Here is a 20517-nt window from a genome sequence, read left to right as displayed (position 1 = left end):
AGTCGTTCGATGAAAGCCCTGACCTGGACGTCCTGCGCCCTGCTGCTTTGCGCGGCGGGCGCCCAGGCGGAAAGCATGCGTTGCGGCAGCGCCCTGATCAATGCGGGCGACCGCGCCTGGGAAGTCGAACAGAAGTGCGGCGCGCCGGATCATCGGGATGAAGTCGGCTACACCCTCGGTGGCTACGACCGCCGCGAATACCGCGTCGAGGAGTGGGTCTACGGACCACGCAACGGCACCAGCTACATCCTCACCTTCGAAGCCAACAAGCTCAAAAGCATCGAGTTCAAACGCAATTGAAGACCTCCCCCCTTCTGCGCGTCACTGCGCTGCTACTGCCGCTCGCCTTCTCGGCACCCGCCACCCAGGCCGCCAGCCTGCGCTGCAACAGCAAGCTGATCAGCACCGGCGATGTGTCCAGCGATGTGCTCAGCCGCTGTGGCGAGCCGGTCAGCCGCTCCTTCCTGGGCTACAAGCAGGTGCCCGGCTATCGGTACGGCGAATCCATGGAAGTCGCCGTGGAGGAATGGATCTACGGTCCGTGGAGCGGCATGCTGTATTTCGTCCGCTTCGAAGGTAACCGCCTCAGCGATATCCAGAGCAAGCGCAGCGGCAACTGACAGGCGTACTGGCGAGGTGCTAGTCTCGCCGCCACTTCCGCATTCACGCCACCGCGCCAAGGATCGGTCGCCATGGTCATAGTCCCCGCCGAGCACCCGCTGGACTGGAAGAAACCTCCGGTCATCACGCTGCTGCTGATCGTCATCAACGTATTGATCTACTTCGGCTACCAGGGTGGCGACGGCGCTCGCCGCGAGGAAGCCGTGCGCGTGTATCTCGCCCAGGACCTGCTCGGTCACGAACGCCCACTGTTCAGCGCCTCGCTGGAGCGCCGCGACCGGCTGGAAGCCGATCAGCAACGCGCTCTGGAAGCACTGCCCCGCCAGCAGCTGGCCTGGCTGGTGCTTTCCGATCTGGAGTTCGGCCATGAGTTGCGCGTCCTGCCGGCGTTCCAGCAGGACGCAGCCTGGCAGGCCGCACGCGCCAGGGCCGAAGCGGCGCGCGACCAGACCAGCAGCCTGCGCTTCGGTTTCATCCCCGAGCGATTCACCGTACAGGGCCTGTTCGGCTCGATGTTCCTCCACGGCAGCTTCTGGCACCTGGCCGGTAACATGGTGTTCCTGTTCATCTTCGGCTTCGCCCTGGAGGCCGCGCTCGGCCGTGCCCTTTATCTGGGCCTCTATCTGTTCAGCGGCCTCTGCTCAGGACTGCTGTGGTGGGCACTGGACCCGTCCTGGGTGCCCGGCATTGGCGCCTCGGGCGCCATCTCCGGCCTGATGGGCATGTACATCGGCGTCTATGGCCTGCGCCGTATCCAGTTCTTCTACTGGCTCGGGCCGCTGATGGGCTACCTCAAGGCGCCCGCGCTGTGGATCCTGCCGCTCTGGCTGGGCAAGGAACTGTTCGGACTGATCCGCGCCGCCGACCATGTGAACTACTACGCACACATCGGTGGGCTGGTGTCCGGCTTCCTCGCCGTCTGGCTGCCGCGCAAGCTGGGGCGGATGCCGGTGGACGAGGCGTACCTGGCAAAGGAAGACCCGGATGCGCCGTTCAAGCGCGCCCTGGCGGCACTCGACGAGTTGATTGGCCGCTTTGCCCTGGATCAGGCCGCTGCGCGCGGACCACAGCTGCTGCAGCAGTTTCCCGGCCGTCCCGTGCTGGTCGAGCGCCTGTACGGGGTAGCCAAGGGGCGGCAGGACCGGGCGCTGATGAGCGAAACCCTCAAGCAGCTCTTCGCCTTGCCGCCCTCTCCCGCCGCCGACGCCCTGTTGCGTCGGCTCGCCGAGGAAAGCGCTGCGAGCGATGCAGGCCTGCTCGGGCACCCAGCGATCCAGTTGCACCTGCTGCGCAAACTGCTGCAACGCAACGAAACCGGGCAAGCCCTGCACAGCTGGCGTCGCCTGACACGCTCCGGCCAACTGCCCGAACAACTGCCTGGCCTGACCCTGCAACTGGCCAAGCAGATGGGCCAGAAAGGTGATCTGCAGGCGGTACGCGAGCTTTCGCGCTTCCTTCGCCAGCACTACCCGGAAGCCGATCCGACGCGTCAACTGACGATCTACCAGCAGCACCTCGCGCCCTGACGGAAAAACAAAAGCCCCGCCGGTGAACCGGCGGGGCCTGGACCATCCCTGTGTCTGGGCGCTACAGGCGGCTGCTGAAATCGCGGACTTCCTCTTCCGCTTTTTCGCGAGTCCAGCCGTAGCGCTCCTGCAGTTTGCCTACCAGGTACTCGGCGTGTCCGTCTGCCGCCTGCAGGTCGTCGTCAGTGAGCTTGCCCCACTTTTCCTTGAGCGAGCCGGAAAGCTGCTTCCACTTGCCTTTGATGACGTCAGTGTTCATGGCGATCCTCCTCTGGAAGATTGGATGGGTAAAGGACTCGCGCCCTTATTCGACCGATTTCAGGCCGTCAGCGGACACCGCGGTCACGCCCTTGATGCCTTTGGCGGTCTTGATGGCGAGTTCTTTCTCGGCATCGGATTTGACGTTGCCGGACAGCGACACCACACCCTTGTTGGTTTCGACCTTGATGTTGGTGCCGCTGATGTCCTTGTCAGCGATCAGGCTGGACTTCACCTTGCTGGTGATCCAGGTGTCGGAAACCGCCTCTTCAGTCTTCTGAACTGTATCGTTGGCGGCCAGGGTCGTCGGCTGGGCGAACACCGAGTTGGCGAACGAGAAGCTCAGGGCGGTTGCAGTGGCAGCGGCAAGAGCCAGTTTGTTGAAACGTTTCATGGCGGTTTCTCCTGAATTATTGGAAAACTGCGACCGTGCCTGGCAGCAGTTGCACAAGGAATATCGCAAGCCCTGTGCCAGTTTTTCCAGCTCATCAAAAATTTTATAAATCAATAGCTTACAAAGTTTACGCAAAAGCGGAGCGGTTGCAGTTTGCATAAACTGCCGCTGCGCTTCATGCAATCTGCATGACCTTCAGCCGGATTTCTTGCCCAGCTTCGCCAGGACGGATTCGAGCTGCACTACCTCGCCCATCTGCTCGAAGGCGGGATAACGCTGGCGGATGAATGCCAGCAACTGCTGCGCCGGCTCGACCTGACCCAGTTCCTCGGAAAACGCCCGCGCGGCCATCAGGTAGGCGCGCGGAATGCCGGGATACTCCGGGAAGCGCTTGTGCAGATTGCGCAGCAGGCTCAGCCCCTCGCGGGCCTTGTGGCGCTCGATCAACACCTCGGCGATGCGTTCGCAAACGCCCGGGTCTTCCGGCAGATAATCGGCCTGCAGCTGCCGCGCATTGAGAAAGGCGCTGGCGGCCAGGTGCGGATTGAGGCGACTGGCGAGCCCCAGGTAATGCGGCAGATGGTTCAGGCATTCCGCACGTTCGTTCAGGGCAAACAGCAACTGGTGATAACGTTCGTTCAGCTTGAGGTCCTGGCGCCCTTCGCGCAGGGCGGCCAGCAGAATCTCCAGAGCGGCGCCGGTCTGCCCTTCCTTCACCCGGACTTCTGCCTCGGCCAGCGCCTTGCGCCGGTGCCATTCCGGCGCGGCGAAGCCAGCCGGGGCGTCGTCACCGGCAGATGCGTAGCCCAGTTCGCCCTGATACTGGAAGACGGCATAGCCCATCATGGCGCACATCACCACGCTGAAGTATCCCGTCAGCCCGGCCACCACCGGCACCATCACCACCCTGGGCAGGCCGTGGGACAGCAGCCAGCCCACGTAGGTCGGCGACTGCCAGAGGATGAAAAGGAAAACGCAGAGGATCAGGTAGCGCCAGCCCATGGCGCCGATCACCTGCCCCACCTCGCCCGGACTGAGCGCCGCGCCCAGGCTCTTGTCCAGGGACAGGCGGATGATGCTCGCCGGCAATACCAGCACGATGGCAATGTTCGCCGCCCAGTAGATCGCCTCGCTGTGGAAATCCGCTGCCAGCCAGAGCAGCACAAGGGCGATCAGGAATACCGCCAGTTGCTGGAAGAAAGTGCGCAGGCTGTCGGCGCTGAAGGCCTCCAGCAGGCCGGGCGCGTCCTGGCCGCCAAAGCTCGCCGCCTCGATCACGCTGTGCAGGTACTTGGTCGCCACGCTGAGCAGGGCGATCCAGAGCAGGAACACCGCCGGCATGAATACACAGGCCAACGCCAGCAGGGCACAGAAGGCCAGCGGCCCGGCCTGGAAGCCATAGGCGAAGAATTTCGGCAGGCGCTCCCAGAAGGGCTGAGCGGTGTTCGCCGCGCCAAGGAAGCGCAGGTGGCCGCGACAAAGCGGGCACGCCGGAGCGTACTCGGGAGCGTCAGCGTTGAGGGGAATGCAGCAGTCGCCGTAATGACGCTCGCACGGCTGGCAATGCCAGGTCGCGGGCTGGGCACTGTGGTAGTGGCAGTAGCGCTTGTCCATCTCGGGGCATCCTTGGAGCGAGATCGGCGAATAGAGCATTCTCAAGGCAAAAAAAGAGGGCCCGCAAGGGGCCCTCTTCATTTCACCGTTGGCTTACACGCCAGAGGCTTCAGCAGCGGCTACGTCCTTGATGGACAGCTTGATGCGGCCACGGTTGTCCACGTCGAGAACCAGGACTTTGACTTCCTGGCCTTCCTGCAGAACGTCGGTGACCTTGTCGATGCGCTTGTCGCTGATCTGCGAGATGTGCACCAGACCATCCTTGCCCGGCAGGATGTTGACGAAGGCGCCGAAGTCCACGATGCGCTCGACCTTGCCGACGTAGATCTTGCCGATCTCGGCTTCCGCGGTGATGCCCAGGACGCGCTGCTTGGCGGCCTCGGCAGCTTCCTTGGTTTCGCCGTAGATCTTCACGCTGCCATCGTCCTCGATGTCGATCGAGGCCTTGGTCTCTTCGCAGATGCTGCGAATGGTGGCGCCGCCCTTGCCGATGACGTCGCGGATCTTGTCGGTGTCGATCTTCATCTGGATCATGGTCGGAGCGTTTTCCGACAGCTCGGCGCGCGGCGCGGCGATGATCTGGTTCATCTGGCCGAGGATGTTCAGGCGAGCTTCCAGGGCCTGGCCCAGGGCGATCTCCATGATCTCTTCGGTGATGCCGTTGATCTTGATGTCCATCTGCAGGGCGGTCACGCCCTTGTCGGTACCGGCGACCTTGAAGTCCATGTCGCCCAGGTGGTCTTCGTCACCCAGAATGTCGGTCAGGATGGCGAACTTGTCGCCTTCCTTCACCAGACCCATGGCGATACCGGCAACCGGAGCCTTGACCGGAACACCCGCATCCATCAGAGCCAGGGAAGCACCGCAAACGGAAGCCATGGAGCTGGAACCGTTGGATTCGGTGATCTCGGAAACGACGCGGATGGTGTAGGGGAACTCGTCCTGGGACGGCAGCATGGCCGCGACGCTGCGACGAGCCAGACGGCCGTGGCCGATTTCACGACGGCCTGCGCTGCCCATGCGACCACACTCACCGACCGAGAACGGCGGGAAGTTGTAGTGCAGCATGAAGGGGTCCTTGCGCTCGCCTTCGAGGGTGTCGAGCAGCTGGGCGTCACGGGCGGTGCCGAGGGTGGCAACCACCAGGGCCTGGGTTTCGCCACGGGTGAACAGCGCCGAGCCGTGGGTCTTGCCCAGTACGCCGACTTCGATCTTCAGCGGGCGAACGGTGCGGGTGTCGCGGCCATCGATACGCGGCTTGCCGTTGACGATGTTCTCGCGAACGGTGCGGTATTCCAGCAGGCCGAAGGCTTCCTTGACGTCACCTGCGGCAAACTGGCCTTCGCCTTCGCCGGCGAACTTGGCGACGACCTGCTCACGCAGGGCGTCCAGGGCCGCGTAACGGTCCTGCTTGACGGTAACGGTGTAGGCCTCGGAGATGGCAGCACCGAAGTCGGCCTTGATGGCGTTGACCAGGGCGGTGTTCTCGACCGGGGCGGTCCAGTTCCAGCTCGGCTTGCCGGCTTCGGTAGCCAGCTCGGCGACGGCGCGGATGACGGCCTGGAATTCTTCGTGGGCGAACAGAACGGCGCCCAGCATCTGGTCTTCGGTCAGCTCGTCGGCTTCGGATTCAACCATCAGTACGGCGTCGGAGGTACCGGCTACGACCATGTCGAGGCTGGAGCTCTGCTGCTGCTCGTAGGTCGGGTTGAGGATGTAGCCGATTTCCGGGTGGAAGCCAACGCGGGCAGCGCCGATCGGGCCGGCGAACGGAATGCCGGAGATCGCCAGGGCGGCGGAGGTGCCGATCATGGCAGCGATGTCCGGATCGGACTTCTTGTTGGTGGAAACGACGGTGCAGACGACCTGCACTTCGTTCATGAAGCCTTCGGGGAACAGCGGGCGGATCGGACGGTCGATCAGACGCGAGGTCAGGGTTTCCTTCTCGGAAGGACGGCCTTCACGCTTGAAGAAGCCACCGGGGATGCGGCCGGCTGCGTAGGTCTTCTCCTGGTAGTGCACGGAGAGCGGGAAGAAGCTCTTGCTCGGGTCGGCCTGCTTGGCACCGACGACGGTGCAGAGCACGGTCACGTCGTCCATGGTGACCAGGACGGCACCGGTGGCCTGGCGGGCGATGCGGCCAGTCTCGAGGGTTACGGTCGACTGACCGAACTGGAATTTCTTGGTTACCGGGTTCACGGTTTTTCTACCTTCGCTTTAGTTGCCTTGGGGGAAATCGTGGAAATGCCGGGAGTCGGACCCGAATTCATTCCCTATAAAAGCGAGAAAGCCGGGAGCCGAAGCCGATGAGCGGTATACACCGCCCATCGACCCCGGACTCCCAGCTTCCCACTTCAGGCTTGCCGTCTTAGCGACGCAGGCCCAGGCGACCGATCAGGGCGCTGTAACGAGAGGTGTCCTTGCTCTTCAGGTAATCCAGCAGCTTACGACGCTGGTTGACCATACGGATCAGGCCACGACGGGAGTGGTGGTCTTTGCCGTTGGCCTTGAAGTGGTCCTGCAGCTTGTTGATGTTGGCGGACAGCAGTGCAACCTGCACTTCCGGGGAACCGGTGTCGCCTTCAGCTTGCTTGTACTCGTTAACGATCTGGGCTTTTTCTTGGACGCTCAGTGCCATGATGGGGCTTCCTCTGAGGTAACAGGCCAGGGACTTATCCCTGTGTTCATAGTAAGAGGAGTGACCGTGCCTGCTGACAGCCACCCTCGGTTTCGGCCTTAAGACCGAATCAGTCGACGCGGCGCCAGGCGCCCGTCCTCGACCACTTCACCGATACCGATGAAGCGGCCTTCGTGATCCTGCACCCTCAGCATGCCGAACTTCGGCAATTCGGGGGCGCGCACCGGCTGACCATGCAGCCAGTAATAGGCGCTGTGCTCGGACAATTGCAGCAGCGGCCAGTGCTCCAGGCCGGCATCCACCGGCAGCAGGAAGCGGTCGAGGGCTTCGTTGCCACCCTCGGCATGGGCTTTCTCGAGCTCCTCCAGCGTCACCGACTGGCTCAGCTGGAACGGACCTGCCTGGGTCCTGCGCAGGGCGGCAACGTGTGCACCGCACCCAAGTTCGCGTCCGAGGTCTTCGACCAGGGTGCGAATGTAGGTGCCCTTGCTGCAGGAAACGGCCAAGGTCGCACAGGGCGACTCGAAGGCAAGCAAATCCAGGCGCGCAATAGTAACAGAACGCGCCTCGCGCTCCACTACCTCTCCTGCACGGGCCAGCTTGTACAGCGGCTGGCCATCCTTCTTCAGGGCCGAGTACATCGGCGGCACCTGCTCTATATCGCCGCGGAAGCGCGGCAGCAGGGCCTCGATGGCCTCCCGACCGCTGGTCACCTCGCGCTGTTCGAGCACCTCACCCTCGGCATCTGCGGTGGTGGTAGTGACGCCCAGCTTGGCAATCGTCTCGTAGGCCTTGTCGGCGTCGAGCAGGTACTGCGAAAACTTGGTCGCCTCGCCGAAGCAGAGCGGCAGCACGCCGGTGGCCAAAGGATCGAGACTACCGGTGTGGCCAGCCTTCTCGGCGTTGAGCAGCCAGCGCACCTTCTGCAGCGCCTGGTTGGAACTCATGCCCAGCGGCTTGTCGAGAATCAGCACACCGTTGACCGCGCGGCGGATGCGTTTGACCTGCGCCACGGCTTACTCCTCGGAGTCGCCGTCATGGCGGCGATCTTCAGCCACCGCCCGCTCGATCAGCGCCGAGAGTTCCGCACCACGGCGGATACTGGCGTCATAGCTGAAGTGCAATTGCGGCACGGTGCGCAGCTTCATCGCCTTGCCCAGCTGCATGCGCAGGAAACCCGCGGCATCGTTGAGGATGCCGGTGTTCTGCTTCACCACTTCGGCGTTGTCGTCCTGGCCCATCACGGTGACATACACCTTGGCATGGGACAGGTCACGGGCCACATCCACGCCGGTGATGGTCACCAGGCCCAGGCGGGGATCCTTGATTTCACGCTGGATCAGCAGCGCCAGCTCGCGCTGCATCTGGTCGCCGATACGCTGGGTACGGCTGTACTCTTTTGCCATTTTTCTAACCTGCTTACCCGAGCCCAAAGGCTCCGGGTCTGAAAGCGGCAAACGCCCGGGACAGCTGGAAAGCTGGCCCGGGCGCTGCGTTCACGCTCGAATACCCTTACAGAGTACGAGCGACTTCGACCTTCTCGAACACTTCGATCTTGTCGCCGACGCGGACGTCGTTGTAGCTCTTCACGCCGATACCGCACTCCATGCCGGCACGGACTTCGGAGACGTCATCCTTGAAGCGACGCAGGGATTCCAGCTCGCCTTCGAAGATGACCACGTCGTCGCGCAGTACGCGGATCGGACGGTTGCGGTGCACCAGACCCTCGGTGACCATGCAGCCGGCGACGGCGCCGAACTTCGGCGAACGGAACACGTCACGCACTTCGGCGATACCCAGGATGTTCTCGCGAACATCGCTGCCGAGCATGCCGGTCAGGGCTTTCTTGACGTCTTCGATGATGTCGTAGATCACGTTGTAGTAACGCATGTCGAGGCCTTCGGACTCGACGATCTTGCGCGCACCGGCGTCGGCACGGACGTTGAAGCCGAACAGCACCGCATTGGAGGCCAGCGCCAGGTTGGCATCGGACTCGGTGATGCCACCGACGCCGCCGCCGACCACGCGAACCTGCACTTCGTCGTTGCCCAGGCCGCTGAGCGAGCCCTGCAGGGCCTCCAGCGAACCACGGACATCGGACTTGAGCACGATGTTGAGGGTCTTCTTCTCTTCCTGGCCCATGTTCTCGAAGATGTTTTCCAGCTTGCCGGCGTGGGCACGAGCCAGTTTCACTTCGCGGAACTTGCCTTGACGGAACAGAGCGACTTCGCGGGCCTTCTTCTCGTCGGCGACCACGGTCATCTCGTCACCGGCATCCGGGGTGCCATCCAGGCCGAGGATCTCGACCGGAATGGACGGACCGGCTTCCTTGATCGGCTTGCCGTTCTCGTCGAGCATCGCACGGACGCGGCCGTAGTTGACGCCGACCAGGACCATGTCGCCCTGACGCAGGGTACCGTCCTGGACCAGCACGGTGGCTACCGGGCCACGGCCCTTGTCCAGACGGGACTCGACCACCACGCCACGGCCCGGGGCCGACGGAGTGGCTTTGAGTTCGAGTACTTCAGCCTGCAGCAGTACGGCTTCGAGCAGTTCGTCGACGCCGGTACCCAGCTTGGCGGAGACGTGAACGTACGGAGCATCGCCGCCCCACTCTTCCGGGATCACGTCCAGAGCGGCCAGGCCGTTCTTGATGTTGTCCGGGTTGGCGTCGGGCTTGTCGATCTTGTTCACCGCGACCACGATCGGCACGCCAGCCGCTTTCGCGTGCTGTACGGCTTCCTGGGTCTGCGGCATCACGCCGTCGTCCGCTGCCACCACGAGGATGACGATGTCGGTCGCCTGGGCACCACGGGCACGCATCGCGGTAAACGCGGCGTGGCCGGGGGTGTCGAGGAAGGTGACCATGCCGCGGTCGGTTTCCACGTGGTAGGCGCCGATGTGCTGGGTGATGCCGCCGGCTTCGCCAGCTGCCACCTTGGCACGACGGATGTAGTCGAGCAGCGAGGTCTTGCCGTGGTCGACGTGGCCCATCACGGTCACGACCGGCGCGCGGGATACCGCCTCACCGACGAACTTCAGGGATTCGGCCAGTTGCTCTTCCAGGGCGTTCTCGCTGACCAGCTTGACCTTGTGGCCGAGTTCTTCGGCGATCAGCTGGGCGGTTTCCTGGTCGAGCACCTGGTTGATGGTCACCGGGGTGCCCATCTTGAACATGAACTTGACGACCTCGGCACCCTTCACCGACATCTGGGCAGCGAGCTCGCCCACGGTGATGGTCTCGCCGATATTCACTTCACGCACAATCGGTCCTGTCGGGCTCTGGAACCCGTGCTGGTTACGCTTCTTCAGCTTGCCCTTGCCGCGGCCACCGCCACGACGGCCAAAGCTGTCGTCGTCGTCGCCGCCACTGCGCACGACGCGCGGCGCGGTGGTCTTTTCCTTTTCCTTGATCGACGGGCGATGCTGGGCATGCTTGCGATCGCGGCGCTCATCCTCGTCGTCACGCTTGGGCGCGCGGCGTACTTCTTCCTTCTTGCGGTCATCCGCAGCAGGAGCGGCAGCGGCCGGAGCAGCCGGAGCAGGAGCCGCGGCACGCGGCGCTTCGGCAGCAGCCGGAGCTGCAGCAGGAGCAGCGCTGGTCGCCTGGCGAGCAGCGTCCGCCTGACGGCGAGCCTCTTCCTCGGCAGCGCGCTGGCGGGACTCTTCCTCGGCCTTCAGACGCACCGCTTCCTCAGCGGCACGCTGCTCTTCCAGCTCGCGCTGGCGCTCGGCCTCGAGCTCCTCGGGATCGCGCTTGACGTAGGTCTTCTTCTTGCGCACCTCGACGCTGACAGTCTTGCTGCCAGCGACCCGGATGGTCGAGGTGGTCTTGCGTTGCAGGGTGATCTTGCGCGGCTCGTCCGCGCGATCACCGTGGCTGCCTTTCAGGTGGGCCAGCAGCGCTTGCTTCTCGCTGTCGGTGACTACCTGCTCGGCATCGTTATGGGGCAGACCCGCTTCGCGCATCTGCTGCAGCAGGCGCTCCACCGGCGTATCGACCGTCTTGGCCAGTTCTTTCACCGTGACTTGCGTCATGCACTTCTCTCCTCAGGCCGCGAATGCTTACTCGAACCAATGGGCCCGGGCGGCCATGATCAACTTGCCGGCACGCTCTTCGTCCATGCCGTCGATGTCGAGCAGATCGTCAATGGATTGCTCGGCAAGATCTTCACGGGTGGTTACGCCACGCAGTGCCAGGTCCACGGCCAGCTCTTTGGTCATGCCATCGAGGCTGAGCAGGTCTTCGGCAGGTTGTGCGTCGGCGAGTTTCTCTTCAGTGGCGATGGCTTTGGTCAGCAGGCGGTCCTTGGCACGCGAGCGCAGCTCGTTGACGATGTCTTCGTCGAAGCCGTCGATGCTGAGCATCTCTTCCATCGGTACGTAGGCGATCTCTTCCAGGGTGGTGAAACCTTCTTCCACTAGGACCTGGGCGAGTTCTTCGTCGACATCCAGCTCGTCGACGAAGCGCTGCAGGATGTCGCCAGTTTCAGCCTGCTGTTTGGCCTGGATATCGGCCTCGGTCATCACATTCAGGGTCCAGCCGGTGAGCTGGCTGGCCAGACGGACGTTCTGGCCACTGCGGCCAATGGCCTGTGCCAGGTTGTCCTCGGCGACGGCGATATCCATGGTGTGGGTATCTTCGTCGACGATGATCGCCGCCACTTCGGCCGGGGCCATGGCGTTGATCACGAACTGCGCGGGGTTGTCGTCCCAGAGGACGATGTCCACACGCTCGCCGCCCAGTTCGCCGGAGACGGCCTGGACGCGGGAACCACGCATACCGATGCAGGCGCCCTGCGGGTCGATACGCTTGTCCTTGGAGCGAACGGCGATCTTGGCGCGCGAACCCGGATCACGGGCGGCGGCCATCACGTCGATCAGTTGCTCGGCGATTTCCGGTACTTCGATGCGGAACAGCTCGATCAGCATTTCCGGCGCGGTACGCGACAGGATCAGCTGAGGGCCACGGTTCTCGCTGCGGATTTCCTTGAGCAGGGCACGCACGCGGGTGCCGACGCGGAAGGTTTCACGCGGGATGATCTGGTCGCGGGCCAGCAGCGCTTCGGCGTTGTTGCCCAGGTCGACGATGACGTTGTCACGGGTGACCTTCTTGACGGTACCCGAGATGATCTCATTGACCTTCTCGCGGTAGGCGTCGACCACCTGAGCGCGCTCGGCTTCGCGGACCTTCTGCACGATGACCTGCTTGGCGGTCTGCGCAGCGATGCGGCCGAACTCGATGGACTCGATCTTTTCCTCGATGACCTCGCCGGCCTTCATGCCGGGGTGCTCTTCCTGCACGTCTTCGACGGTCAGTTCCGATGCCGGGTTGGAGTAGTCCTCGTCTTCGACGATGGTCCAGCGACGGAAAGTCTCGTAGTTGCCGTTGGCGCGGTTGATTTCCACGCGCAGGTCAACCTCGTCCTCGAAACGCTTTTTGGTCGCGGTCGCCAGGGCCAGTTCCAGCGCTTCGAAAATCACGCCAGGCGGTACACCCTTCTCGTTGGATACCGACTCAACAACCAGCAGTACTTCTTTGCTCATCGTACGCCTCGCCTTTCAATCCATTGGAATCCGCGCTCTGGCGGCTCACTCAAATCGGGGAATGATGTTGGCCTTGTCGATCGAGTCGACCGGCAGCAGGTATTCATGGTCGTCCACCAGGACCACCACATCCTGCTCCTCCACACCACGGAGAATGCCCTGGAAATTGCGCCGCCGTTCGAAGGGCGTGCGCAGCTTGATCTTCACCTGCTCGCCGACATAGCGGGCGAACTGTTCGAGCGTGAAGAGAGGCCGATCCATACCGGGCGACGACACCTCCAGGGTGTACTCGCCACTGATCGGGTCTTCCACGTCCAGGATGCCACTGACCTGACGACTGACGATTTCGCAGTCATCAATCAGGATGCCTTCCGGACGGTCGATATAAACCCGGAGCAGGGAATGGCGACCTTGGGAAATGAACTCCAGGCCCCAGCACTCATAGCCGAGCGCTTCTACTACAGGGGCCAACAAGGCCTGCAACTGTTCTAGCTTGCTCGACACCTGATCGCCTCGCGTATGCTGTAGAAACAAAAAATGGGCGAAACGCCCATCCCTTAAGGACCGCCCTGACACGGCGGCGCGGACTGTCCAGCTAGCAAAAAGCCCCTGAAAAGGGGCTCTGCCAAACTGGTTGCGGGAGCTGGATTTGAACCAACGACCTTCGGGTTATGAGCCCGACGAGCTACCAGACTGCTCCATCCCGCGTCAAAGCTGGTGCGAAATTATACGGTTGAGCCCCTTCAAGGTCAACCGAAACTCCGAAACGACAAGGCCCGCACTGCGGGCCTTTTCGTATATGGTACCGAGGAGGGGACTCGAACCCCTACAGCCTATGGCCACTACCACCTCAAGGTAGCGTGTCTACCAATTCCACCACCTCGGCAAAAACTCTTGCCTGCTTACCTCTGCTCAGGAGCCGCCGGAACGTCGCCGTTACCGCCTGCAGGGGCTTGAGGTTGCCCTTGCGCGCCCGGCACATCGCTAGCTGCCGGAGCTTGTTCCTGCTTCTGCTCCATCACTGCCGGATCAGGAAGCCCAGCGTGACGAATTATATCAGCTTTTTCTTTAGCAAAATACGCTAAACCCAAGCTGGTAATAAAAAAAACTGCAGCCAGCACCGCGGTGAAGCGGCTCAGGAAGGTAGCAGAACCCTGGCTACCGAAAACAGTACCCGAAGCGCCAGCACCAAACGACGCACCAGCGTCGGCACCCTTGCCTTGCTGAAGCAGGACCAGCACAACCAGACCCAGCGCCATCAGCAGGTGAATCACGATTACAACTGTTTCCAGCATCTTCAGTTTCCTGCGGCGCGACAGATCGCACCGAACTCATCTGCATTCAGGGAAGCTCCACCAATGAGCCCCCCATCGATATCCGGCATGCCGAAAAGTTCGACAGCGTTGGCGGCCTTGACACTGCCGCCGTACAGGAGACGAAGGCCGCGGGCCACCTCTGCGTTTTCCGCCGAGATCTGCGCGCGAATCGCCGCATGCACTTCCTGGGCCTGCTCGGGAGAAGCGGTAAGCCCCGTCCCAATCGCCCACACCGGCTCGTAAGCCACAACGGCGCGGGAGAAAGCCCCGACACCGAGATCCTCGATCACCGAGCCCAACTGGCGCCCGACAACCTCAAGAGTCTTGCCCGCCTCTCGCTGCTCGCGGGTCTCGCCCACGCACAGGATCGGAATCAGGCCACACGATTGAACCGCCGCAAACTTGCGACTGATCACCCCATCGCTTTCGCCCAGGATCAGGCGACGCTCGGAATGACCCACCAGCACCAGGGAGCAGTTCGCATCCGCCAACTGGCTGGCTGCGACTTCGCCCGTGAGGGCACCCTGCATCGGCTCAACCGCGCAATTCTGCGCACCGACGGCAACCGCCTTTCCATCCAGACCTTGAACGACCTGATTGATGTACAGACAGGGCGGGAACACCGCCACATCGACACCCGTGGGAAGAGCCAGTTGACGCAGGCCTTTGATCAGCTCCGTTACGCTGGAGCGGGTACCGTGCATTTTCCAATTACCGGCCACCAAGGGTCGACGCATGCTGTACCTCGCTGAGCAAAGTGGGCGCAGATATTACTCGACGCTTTTGGAACTGACAAGAGAAATCAAGCACATACCTCTGTAACGACTTTTGCCAGCTGTTCGGCATAAGCGCGTACGCGTGCTTCCTCGTCACCCTCGACCATGACCCGCACCAAGGGTTCGGTGCCGGACTTGCGCAACAGGACGCGGCCGCGGCCGGCCATTTCCTCGGTCACCTTGGCACAGGCCTCCTTCACCGCCGGATGTTCCAGCGGATCGACCCCACCGCCGGCAAAACGCACGTTGATCAGCACCTGCGGACACTTGCGAATGCCCATCCGCGCCTCGGCCAGGTTCTGTCCGCGCGTTTTCAGCGCCATCAGCACCTGCAGAGCCGCGATAATCGCATCGCCGGTCGTAGTGTGCTGGTAGCACACGACATGGCCGGAGTTCTCACCACCCAGCTGCCAGTTGCGCGACTGCAGCTCGGACATCACGTAGCGGTCGCCGACCTTGGCGCGGGCGAAGGGGATGTGCAGGTCCTGCAAGGCGAGCTCCAGGCCCAGGTTGCTCATCAGGGTGCCGACCACCCCGCCGTGCAGCCTGCCGCGGTCGAGCATGTCGCGAGCGATGAGGAAGAGGATCTCATCGCCATCGACGATGGTGCCGGTGTGGTCGACCATCATCACCCGATCGCCGTCGCCGTCGAAGGCAACACCGATATCCGCATGCTGGGACAACACCGCTTCCTGCAACGCCCCCATGTGGGTCGAGCCGCACTTGTCGTTGATGTTCAGACCGTTGGGCTCGGCGCCGATGACGAAGACTTCGGCGCCGAGCTCGCGGAAGACGTTCGGGGCGATCTTGTAGGTCGCGCCATGGGCACAATCCAGCGCGATGCGCAGGCCGGCGAAGCTGGTGTTGGAAGGCACGCTGCTCTTGCAGAACTCGATGTAGCGGCCAGCGGCGTCGTTGATCCGCGAGACCTTGCCCAGGCGCGCGGATTCGACCACGGTCATCGGCGCGTCCAGAAGCTCCTCGATGATCAACTCGACCTCGTCCGGCAGCTTGGTGCCCTGGCCGGAGAAGAACTTGATGCCGTTGTCGTCATGTGGATTGTGCGAAGCGCTGATGACGATACCGGCCTCGGCATGGAAGGTACGGGTCAGATAGGCGATACCCGGAGTCGGCATGGGGCCCAGCAGCATCACATCGGCGCCGGCGGCCGACAGACCAGCCTCCAGCGCGGACTCGAACATGTAGCCGGAGATGCGCGTGTCCTTGCCCACCAGCACACGGCACTTGCCCTGCTGACGGAAGGCCATGCCCACAGCCCAACCCAACTTGAGCACGAAGTCCGGCGTGATCGGCGGAGTGCCTACGCGCCCGCGAATTCCATCGGTACCGAAATACTTCCTGCTCATACCTGCTCTCCTTCTGTTGCGCTTTCCACCGCGTGGATCATTCGCACTACGTCAACTGTCTGGGACACATCGTGCACCCGTATAATGCTGGCCCCCTTGGTCACCGCAAGAGCGGCAAGCGCAAGGCTGCCATGAAGTCTTTCCCCGACCTCGCGCCCCAGCGCGCGGCCGACCATGCTCTTGCGCGAGACACCGACCAGAAGCGGGCAACCCAGGCTCAGCAACTGCTCCATCTGCCGGAACAGGTTGAGGTTGTGACTCTGGGTCTTGGCAAAGCCGAAGCCAGGATCGATGACGATCTTTTCCCGGGCAATGCCCACGGATTCGCACACGGCGATGCGCCCCTCAAGGAAGCCCCGGACCTCCTGGAGAATATCCGGATAACGCGGATCGTCCTGCATGTTCCCCGGCTCGCCACGCATGTGCATCAGGCATACCGGGAGCCCCGTATCCACGGCAGCATCCAGGGCGCCGTCGCGCTGCAAGGAGCGTACGTCGTTGATCAGGCCCGCACCGAGCCGGGCGGTCTCTCGCATGACGGCAGGAGTAGAGGTATCCACCGAGATCACGACATCCAGCTCGCGGGCAATCGCCTCGACCACCGGGGCTACACGCTCCAGTTCCTCAGTGGGGGAAACCACGCGGGCTCCCGGGCGGGTCGACTCGCCGCCGATGTCGATCAGCGTCGCGCCGGCTGCGACCATCTCCGCCGCATGGCGCAAGGCAGCATCGTGCTGGTTGAAGCGCCCGCCGTCGGAGAAGGAATCCGGCGTGACATTGAGGATGCCCATGACGTGCGGGCGGCTTAAATCAAGAACCCGGTTGCCGCAAGGCAACCGGGTCGGGTGGTACAACGAACTCATTCAGTGATCTCAGTGTTCGCCGGCGGGACCGCCAATCGGGTTTTCCTGGCGGCCCTCGTCGCGCGGCGACGCGGCATTGCCGGATGAGCCGGAGTTGCCACCCTGCCAGTCGCGCGGCTCACGTGGAGTGCGGCCGGCCATGATGTCGTCGATCTGATCGGCATCGATGGTTTCGTACTTCATCAGCGCGTCGGCCATCATGTCGAGCTTGTCGCGGTTCTCTTCCAGCAGGCGCTTGGCGGTGCCGTAGCAGTCGTCAATGATGCGGCGCACTTCCTGGTCGATCAGCTTTGCAGTCTCACCGGAGAGATTAGAGTGCTGGCCGCCGGCGCTGCGCCCCAGGAACACCTCGCCCTCCTCTTCCGCGTACATCAGCGGACCGAGCTTTTCCGACAACCCCCACTTGGTCACCATGTTCCGCGCCAACTGGGTGGCACGCATGATGTCGTTGGAGGCACCGGTGGTGACGCCTTCGAAGCCCAGGGTCATCTCTTCGGCGATACGGCCGCCGAACAGCGAGCAGATCTGGCTTTCCAGGGCGCGCTTGGACAGGCTGTAGCGGTCCTCTTCCGGCAGGAACATGGTCACGCCCAGGGCGCGGCCGCGCGGAATGATGGAAACCTTGTAGACCGGGTCGTGCTCCGGAACCAGACGACCAACGATGGCGTGGCCGGCTTCGTGGAACGCGGTGTTCTTCTTCTCCTTCTCGGACATGACCATGGTCTTGCGCTCGGCGCCCATCATGATCTTGTCCTTGGCCAGTTCGAACTCGCGCATATCGACGATGCGCTTGTTGGCGCGGGCGGCGAACAGCGAGGCTTCGTTGACCAGGTTGGCCAGGTCGGCACCGGAGAAGCCCGGGGTACCGCGCGCAATTACGGCCGGATCGACGTTATCGCCCAGCGGAACCTTGCGCATATGCACTTTCAGGATCTGCTCGCGGCCGCGAATGTCCGGCAGGCCGACCACCACCTGGCGGTCGAAGCGACCCGGACGCAGCAGCGCGGGGTCGAGCACGTCCGGACGGTTGGTCGCGGCGATGACGATGATGCCGTCATTCATCTCGAAGCCGTCCATCTCCACCAGCAACTGGTTGAGGGTCTGCTCGCGCTCGTCGTGACCGCCACCCAGGCCGGCGCCACGATGGCGACCAACAGCGTCGATCTCGTCGATGAAGATAATGCAGGGCGCGTGCTTCTTGGCCTGGTCGAACATGTCGCGAACGCGCGAGGCGCCCACGCCGACGAACATTTCCACGAAGTCCGAACCGGAAATGGTGAAGAACGGCACCTTGGCTTCGCCAGCGATGGCCTTGGCGAGCAGGGTCTTGCCGGTACCGGGCGGACCGACCATCAGCACGCCGCGCGGGATACGGCCACCCAAGCGCTGGAACTTGCCCGGATCGCGAAGGAATTCCACCAGCTCGCTGACTTCTTCCTTGGCCTCGTCGCAACCGGCGACGTCGGCGAAGGTGGTCTTCACCTGGTCTTCCGACAGCAGGCGGGCCTTGCTCTTGCCGAAGCTCATCGGGCCGCCGCGACCGCCGCCGCCGCCCTGCATCTGGCGCATGAAGAACATGAAGACCGCGATGATCACCAGGATCGGGAAGCTCGCCACCAGCAGCTGGGTCCAGATGCTCTGCTGCTCGGGTTGCTTGCCTTCGATGACCACGTTGTTGTTGACCAGATCACCGATCAAGCCATTGTCAGCGATGGCCGGGCGGATGGTCTTGAAGGTGTCACCATCCTGGCGCTTGCCGGTGATGACCGCGCCGTCGACGGTTACGCGCTCGACCTTGCCGTCCTTCACCTGCTGGATGAAGTCGGAATAGTTGAGCGTCTGCGGCTCGCTCGGGCTGGAGAAGTTGTTCATCACAGTGACGAGTACCGCCGCGATGATGAGCCACAGAATCAGGTTCTTTGCCATGTCGTTCAATTGACTACCCTCTGAAGCCGGCTCCGCCCTGGAAACCGCTTCTCACGACGGCCAGACTCCTTCCGGCCAAAATTACTACACAACGCCCGCCGCCAGGCAGGCGCCGTCTGTAACCCTTTATGAACCCCGGCTTTCACCGGTACAAGCAAAACCTGCAAGGCATAGACCGGAGGCCGGCCCAATCATTCCAGTCTAGGCGCCGCGAAAGCCCCGTGCGAGCAGATACTGCTCCCGCGAACGGTCGCGGGACGACAGCGGCTTGCGCATCTGCACCTTCTCGAAGTTCTCGCGAACCATCTTGTGGTAAGCGTCGAAACCCTCACCCTGGAAGATCTTGATCAGGAAGTCGCCGCCCGGACGCAGCACGCGGGTGCACAGGTCCAGGGCCAGCTCGCAGAGGAACATCGCACGAGGCATGTCGACGGCGGGCAGTCCACTCATATTGGGGGCCATATCGGAAATCACAAGGTCTACCGGATTTTCTCCGATGGCCTCGAGCAACCGGGCGAAGACCTCGTCCTCGGTGAAGTCCCCCTGGATGAAGGTGACGTCCGGGATGCTGTCCATCGGCAGGATGTCCGAGGCGATCAGCGTGCCCTTGTCGCCGATCACCCGACTGGTGACCTGCGACCAGCCGCCCGGCGCCGCGCCGAGATCGACCACGGTCATGCCCGGACGGAGGATGCGATCCTTCTCCTGGATTTCCAGCAGCTTGTAGCTGGCGCGCGAGCGATAGCCGTCGCGCTGTGCCATCTTCACGTACGGATCGTCGAAATGTTCTTTCAGCCAGCGATGGCTAGTCTTGGAACGGGCCACGTATTACCTCGTCTGAGCGGCATCCCGGTATAACCGAAACTCGGGTAGAATATCCGCCTTTTTCCCAGGGGTCAGATTATGGCGCTCTCTCAGGAGCAGAAAAAGCAGTTCAAATCTATCGGGCATCACCTGAAACCCGTATTGACCGTTGCTGAAAACGGTCTGTCGGAAGGTGTGATGGCCGAGCTTGAGCGTGCGCTCAACGATCATGAACTGATCAAGGTGCAGTTCCGCATCGCCGAACGCGACGATCGTCGTGCGCTGATCGACGAACTCTGCCAGAACGGCAGCTGCGAACTGATTCAAAGCATCGGCAAGATGGCGCTGATCTATCGCCGCAATCCCAAGCCGAACAAGAACCTGTCGAACATCAGCCGCTTCAGCGGTCTCTGACAGTCAAGACCGGCAACGCGGAGCCGGCAAGGCTCCGCCGCGTCAGTTGCGCTCGTTGCGCCCGGGCACCGGCTGCAGCACCAGCAGCAGACCGCAGAGCGCCACCACCAGGTAGTTGAACAGCAGCCAGCGCTGAGCGTCCGGCGCGACCTGTCGCACCACGAAATAGGCTGCCGCCATTACCAGCACGGTGAGCAGCAACTGCCCCCGCGTTTCACGGATGAAGGCCGCGAGCCCGCGCGCCTGCCAGAGCACCAGCGCCTGGAGCAGAACGCAGAAAGCGGCAAACCCCAGCAGCAACGGCTTCAGCGCGTCGGAGACGGACTCCACCAGCAACGGCGCCAGACCGATCTTGTCCAGCGCCGGCAGCACCACGAACTGAAGCAGCCAGAGGCCGCCGACCCAGAATGTCTGGGCCAGCAACCAACTGGCGGTGCCTGCATTCAGGGATTG

General features: G+C 62.8%; 21 protein-coding genes and 2 tRNA genes. 4 read left to right on the top strand and 19 right to left on the bottom strand.

What is annotated here, in order from left to right; genetic code table 11:
• Nucleotides 1–9 precede the first annotated feature (9 nt).
• The 3 genes from ACCC94_RS03625 to ACCC94_RS03615 all read left to right on the top strand — a co-directional run bounded on the left by ACCC94_RS03625 (nt 10) and on the right by ACCC94_RS03615 (nt 2147).
• Nucleotides 10–300: a DUF2845 domain-containing protein gene (locus tag ACCC94_RS03625; RefSeq protein WP_138214238.1), complete on the top strand. Its 291-nt coding sequence runs from the start codon at nt 10–12 to the stop codon at nt 298–300.
• Nucleotides 297–620, top strand: a complete 324-nt coding sequence (locus ACCC94_RS03620; RefSeq protein ID WP_413348063.1) for a DUF2845 domain-containing protein — start codon at nt 297–299, stop codon at nt 618–620. Before ACCC94_RS03625 ends, ACCC94_RS03620 begins: the two co-directional genes overlap by 4 nt.
• 72 nt (nt 621–692) lie before the next feature.
• Nucleotides 693–2147 (top strand): rhomboid family intramembrane serine protease, encoded by a 1455-nt coding sequence (locus tag ACCC94_RS03615; RefSeq protein ID WP_413348062.1) that lies wholly within the window; start codon nt 693–695, stop codon nt 2145–2147.
• A gap of 61 nt (nt 2148–2208) precedes the next feature.
• Here the strand turns inward: ACCC94_RS03615 and ACCC94_RS03610 are convergent, their stop codons facing one another.
• The 18 genes from ACCC94_RS03610 to rlmE all read right to left on the bottom strand — a co-directional run bounded on the left by ACCC94_RS03610 (nt 2209) and on the right by rlmE (nt 19671).
• On the bottom strand, nt 2209–2406 hold the full coding sequence (locus ACCC94_RS03610) for a CsbD family protein (RefSeq protein ID WP_017518935.1): 198 nt from the start codon (nt 2404–2406) through the stop codon (nt 2209–2211).
• A gap of 45 nt (nt 2407–2451) precedes the next feature.
• A complete protein-coding gene (locus ACCC94_RS03605) occupies nt 2452–2799 on the bottom strand; it encodes a BON domain-containing protein (protein ID WP_017518936.1) in 348 nt (115 codons plus the stop codon).
• A 195-nt stretch (nt 2800–2994) separates the two neighbouring features.
• On the bottom strand, nt 2995–4413 hold the full coding sequence (locus ACCC94_RS03600) for a hypothetical protein (protein ID WP_413348061.1): 1419 nt from the start codon (nt 4411–4413) through the stop codon (nt 2995–2997).
• A gap of 93 nt (nt 4414–4506) precedes the next feature.
• The gene (gene pnp, locus ACCC94_RS03595; RefSeq protein WP_413348060.1) at nt 4507–6612 is read right to left on the bottom strand and encodes a polyribonucleotide nucleotidyltransferase; all 2106 of its coding nucleotides are present in this window, start codon (nt 6610–6612) and stop codon (nt 4507–4509) included.
• 169 nt (nt 6613–6781) lie between these two features.
• Nucleotides 6782–7051, bottom strand: coding sequence for a 30S ribosomal protein S15 (gene rpsO, locus ACCC94_RS03590; protein WP_017518939.1), 270 nt, complete (start codon nt 7049–7051; stop codon nt 6782–6784).
• Nucleotides 7052–7149: 98 nt separating this feature from the next.
• Nucleotides 7150–8064 carry a tRNA pseudouridine(55) synthase TruB gene (truB, locus tag ACCC94_RS03585; RefSeq protein WP_413348059.1) on the bottom strand — a complete coding sequence of 305 codons (915 nt, stop codon included), beginning with the start codon at nt 8062–8064 and terminating at the stop codon, nt 7150–7152.
• 3 nt (nt 8065–8067) lie between these two features.
• Complete coding sequence (gene rbfA, locus ACCC94_RS03580; RefSeq protein WP_413348058.1) at nt 8068–8457, bottom strand: 30S ribosome-binding factor RbfA; 390 nt, start codon at nt 8455–8457, stop codon at nt 8068–8070.
• Between the two features lie 106 nt (nt 8458–8563).
• The gene (infB, locus tag ACCC94_RS03575; protein ID WP_413348057.1) at nt 8564–11089 is read right to left on the bottom strand and encodes a translation initiation factor IF-2; all 2526 of its coding nucleotides are present in this window, start codon (nt 11087–11089) and stop codon (nt 8564–8566) included.
• A gap of 27 nt (nt 11090–11116) precedes the next feature.
• Nucleotides 11117–12598 (bottom strand): transcription termination factor NusA, encoded by a 1482-nt coding sequence (gene nusA / locus ACCC94_RS03570; RefSeq protein ID WP_017518943.1) that lies wholly within the window; start codon nt 12596–12598, stop codon nt 11117–11119.
• 45 nt (nt 12599–12643) lie between these two features.
• Nucleotides 12644–13102 carry a ribosome maturation factor RimP gene (rimP, locus tag ACCC94_RS03565; RefSeq protein WP_026079041.1) on the bottom strand — a complete coding sequence of 153 codons (459 nt, stop codon included), beginning with the start codon at nt 13100–13102 and terminating at the stop codon, nt 12644–12646.
• A 127-nt stretch (nt 13103–13229) separates the two neighbouring features.
• Nucleotides 13230–13306: transfer RNA gene (locus tag ACCC94_RS03560), tRNA-Met, on the bottom strand.
• Between the two features lie 92 nt (nt 13307–13398).
• Nucleotides 13399–13484, bottom strand: a tRNA-Leu gene (locus tag ACCC94_RS03555).
• A gap of 16 nt (nt 13485–13500) precedes the next feature.
• Nucleotides 13501–13893 carry a preprotein translocase subunit SecG gene (gene secG / locus ACCC94_RS03550; RefSeq protein WP_413348056.1) on the bottom strand — a complete coding sequence of 131 codons (393 nt, stop codon included), beginning with the start codon at nt 13891–13893 and terminating at the stop codon, nt 13501–13503.
• 2 nt (nt 13894–13895) lie between these two features.
• Nucleotides 13896–14651, bottom strand: a complete 756-nt coding sequence (gene tpiA, locus ACCC94_RS03545) for a triose-phosphate isomerase (RefSeq protein ID WP_413348055.1) — start codon at nt 14649–14651, stop codon at nt 13896–13898.
• Nucleotides 14652–14716: 65 nt separating this feature from the next.
• On the bottom strand, nt 14717–16057 hold the full coding sequence (gene glmM / locus ACCC94_RS03540) for a phosphoglucosamine mutase (RefSeq protein WP_413348054.1): 1341 nt from the start codon (nt 16055–16057) through the stop codon (nt 14717–14719).
• The gene (gene folP / locus ACCC94_RS03535) at nt 16054–16920 is read right to left on the bottom strand and encodes a dihydropteroate synthase (protein WP_413348053.1); all 867 of its coding nucleotides are present in this window, start codon (nt 16918–16920) and stop codon (nt 16054–16056) included. The genes glmM and folP overlap by 4 nt, the downstream gene beginning before the upstream one ends.
• A 9-nt stretch (nt 16921–16929) precedes the next feature.
• Nucleotides 16930–18846: an ATP-dependent zinc metalloprotease FtsH gene (gene ftsH, locus ACCC94_RS03530; protein WP_413348052.1), complete on the bottom strand. Its 1917-nt coding sequence runs from the start codon at nt 18844–18846 to the stop codon at nt 16930–16932.
• A gap of 201 nt (nt 18847–19047) precedes the next feature.
• Complete coding sequence (gene rlmE, locus ACCC94_RS03525) at nt 19048–19671, bottom strand: 23S rRNA (uridine(2552)-2'-O)-methyltransferase RlmE (RefSeq protein ID WP_413348051.1); 624 nt, start codon at nt 19669–19671, stop codon at nt 19048–19050.
• A gap of 78 nt (nt 19672–19749) precedes the next feature.
• On the opposite strand from rlmE, the gene ACCC94_RS03520 reads away from it, so the two are divergent.
• A complete protein-coding gene (locus ACCC94_RS03520) occupies nt 19750–20064 on the top strand; it encodes a YhbY family RNA-binding protein (protein WP_413348050.1) in 315 nt (104 codons plus the stop codon).
• Between the two features lie 42 nt (nt 20065–20106).
• Here the strand turns inward: ACCC94_RS03520 and ACCC94_RS03515 are convergent, their stop codons facing one another.
• Nucleotides 20107–20511 carry a DUF4149 domain-containing protein gene (locus ACCC94_RS03515; RefSeq protein WP_413348079.1) on the bottom strand — a complete coding sequence of 135 codons (405 nt, stop codon included), beginning with the start codon at nt 20509–20511 and terminating at the stop codon, nt 20107–20109.
• Between the last annotated feature and the right edge of the window lie 6 nt (nt 20512–20517).

Origin of the sequence: Pseudomonas sp. Pseusp97 (assembly GCF_047304025.1) — a bacterium.
Taxonomy (GTDB): Bacteria; Pseudomonadota; Gammaproteobacteria; order Pseudomonadales; family Pseudomonadaceae; genus Pseudomonas.
This window is presented reverse-complemented; position numbering and strand designations above follow the sequence as displayed.

Bases quoted from the DNA above. Each gene is read 5' to 3' on its own strand.
- ACCC94_RS03625 (WP_138214238.1), top strand. From the start codon at position 10: ATGAAAGCCCTGACCTGGACGTCCTGCGCCCTGCTGCTTTGCGCGGCG.
- ACCC94_RS03615 (WP_413348062.1), top strand. From the start codon at position 693: ATGGTCATAGTCCCCGCCGAGCACCCGCTGGACTGGAAGAAACCTCCG.
- ACCC94_RS03610 (WP_017518935.1), bottom strand. From the start codon at position 2,406: ATGAACACTGACGTCATCAAAGGCAAGTGGAAGCAGCTTTCCGGCTCG.
- ACCC94_RS03605 (WP_017518936.1), bottom strand. From the start codon at position 2,799: ATGAAACGTTTCAACAAACTGGCTCTTGCCGCTGCCACTGCAACCGCC.
- ACCC94_RS03600 (WP_413348061.1), bottom strand. From the start codon at position 4,413: ATGGACAAGCGCTACTGCCACTACCACAGTGCCCAGCCCGCGACCTGG.
- rpsO (WP_017518939.1), bottom strand. From the start codon at position 7,051: ATGGCACTGAGCGTCCAAGAAAAAGCCCAGATCGTTAACGAGTACAAG.
- rbfA (WP_413348058.1), bottom strand. From the start codon at position 8,457: ATGGCAAAAGAGTACAGCCGTACCCAGCGTATCGGCGACCAGATGCAG.
- infB (WP_413348057.1), bottom strand. From the start codon at position 11,089: ATGACGCAAGTCACGGTGAAAGAACTGGCCAAGACGGTCGATACGCCG.
- nusA (WP_017518943.1), bottom strand. From the start codon at position 12,598: ATGAGCAAAGAAGTACTGCTGGTTGTTGAGTCGGTATCCAACGAGAAG.
- secG (WP_413348056.1), bottom strand. From the start codon at position 13,893: ATGCTGGAAACAGTTGTAATCGTGATTCACCTGCTGATGGCGCTGGGT.
- tpiA (WP_413348055.1), bottom strand. From the start codon at position 14,651: ATGCGTCGACCCTTGGTGGCCGGTAATTGGAAAATGCACGGTACCCGC.
- glmM (WP_413348054.1), bottom strand. From the start codon at position 16,057: ATGAGCAGGAAGTATTTCGGTACCGATGGAATTCGCGGGCGCGTAGGC.
- folP (WP_413348053.1), bottom strand. From the start codon at position 16,920: ATGAGTTCGTTGTACCACCCGACCCGGTTGCCTTGCGGCAACCGGGTT.
- ftsH (WP_413348052.1), bottom strand. From the start codon at position 18,846: ATGGCAAAGAACCTGATTCTGTGGCTCATCATCGCGGCGGTACTCGTC.
- ACCC94_RS03520 (WP_413348050.1), top strand. From the start codon at position 19,750: ATGGCGCTCTCTCAGGAGCAGAAAAAGCAGTTCAAATCTATCGGGCAT.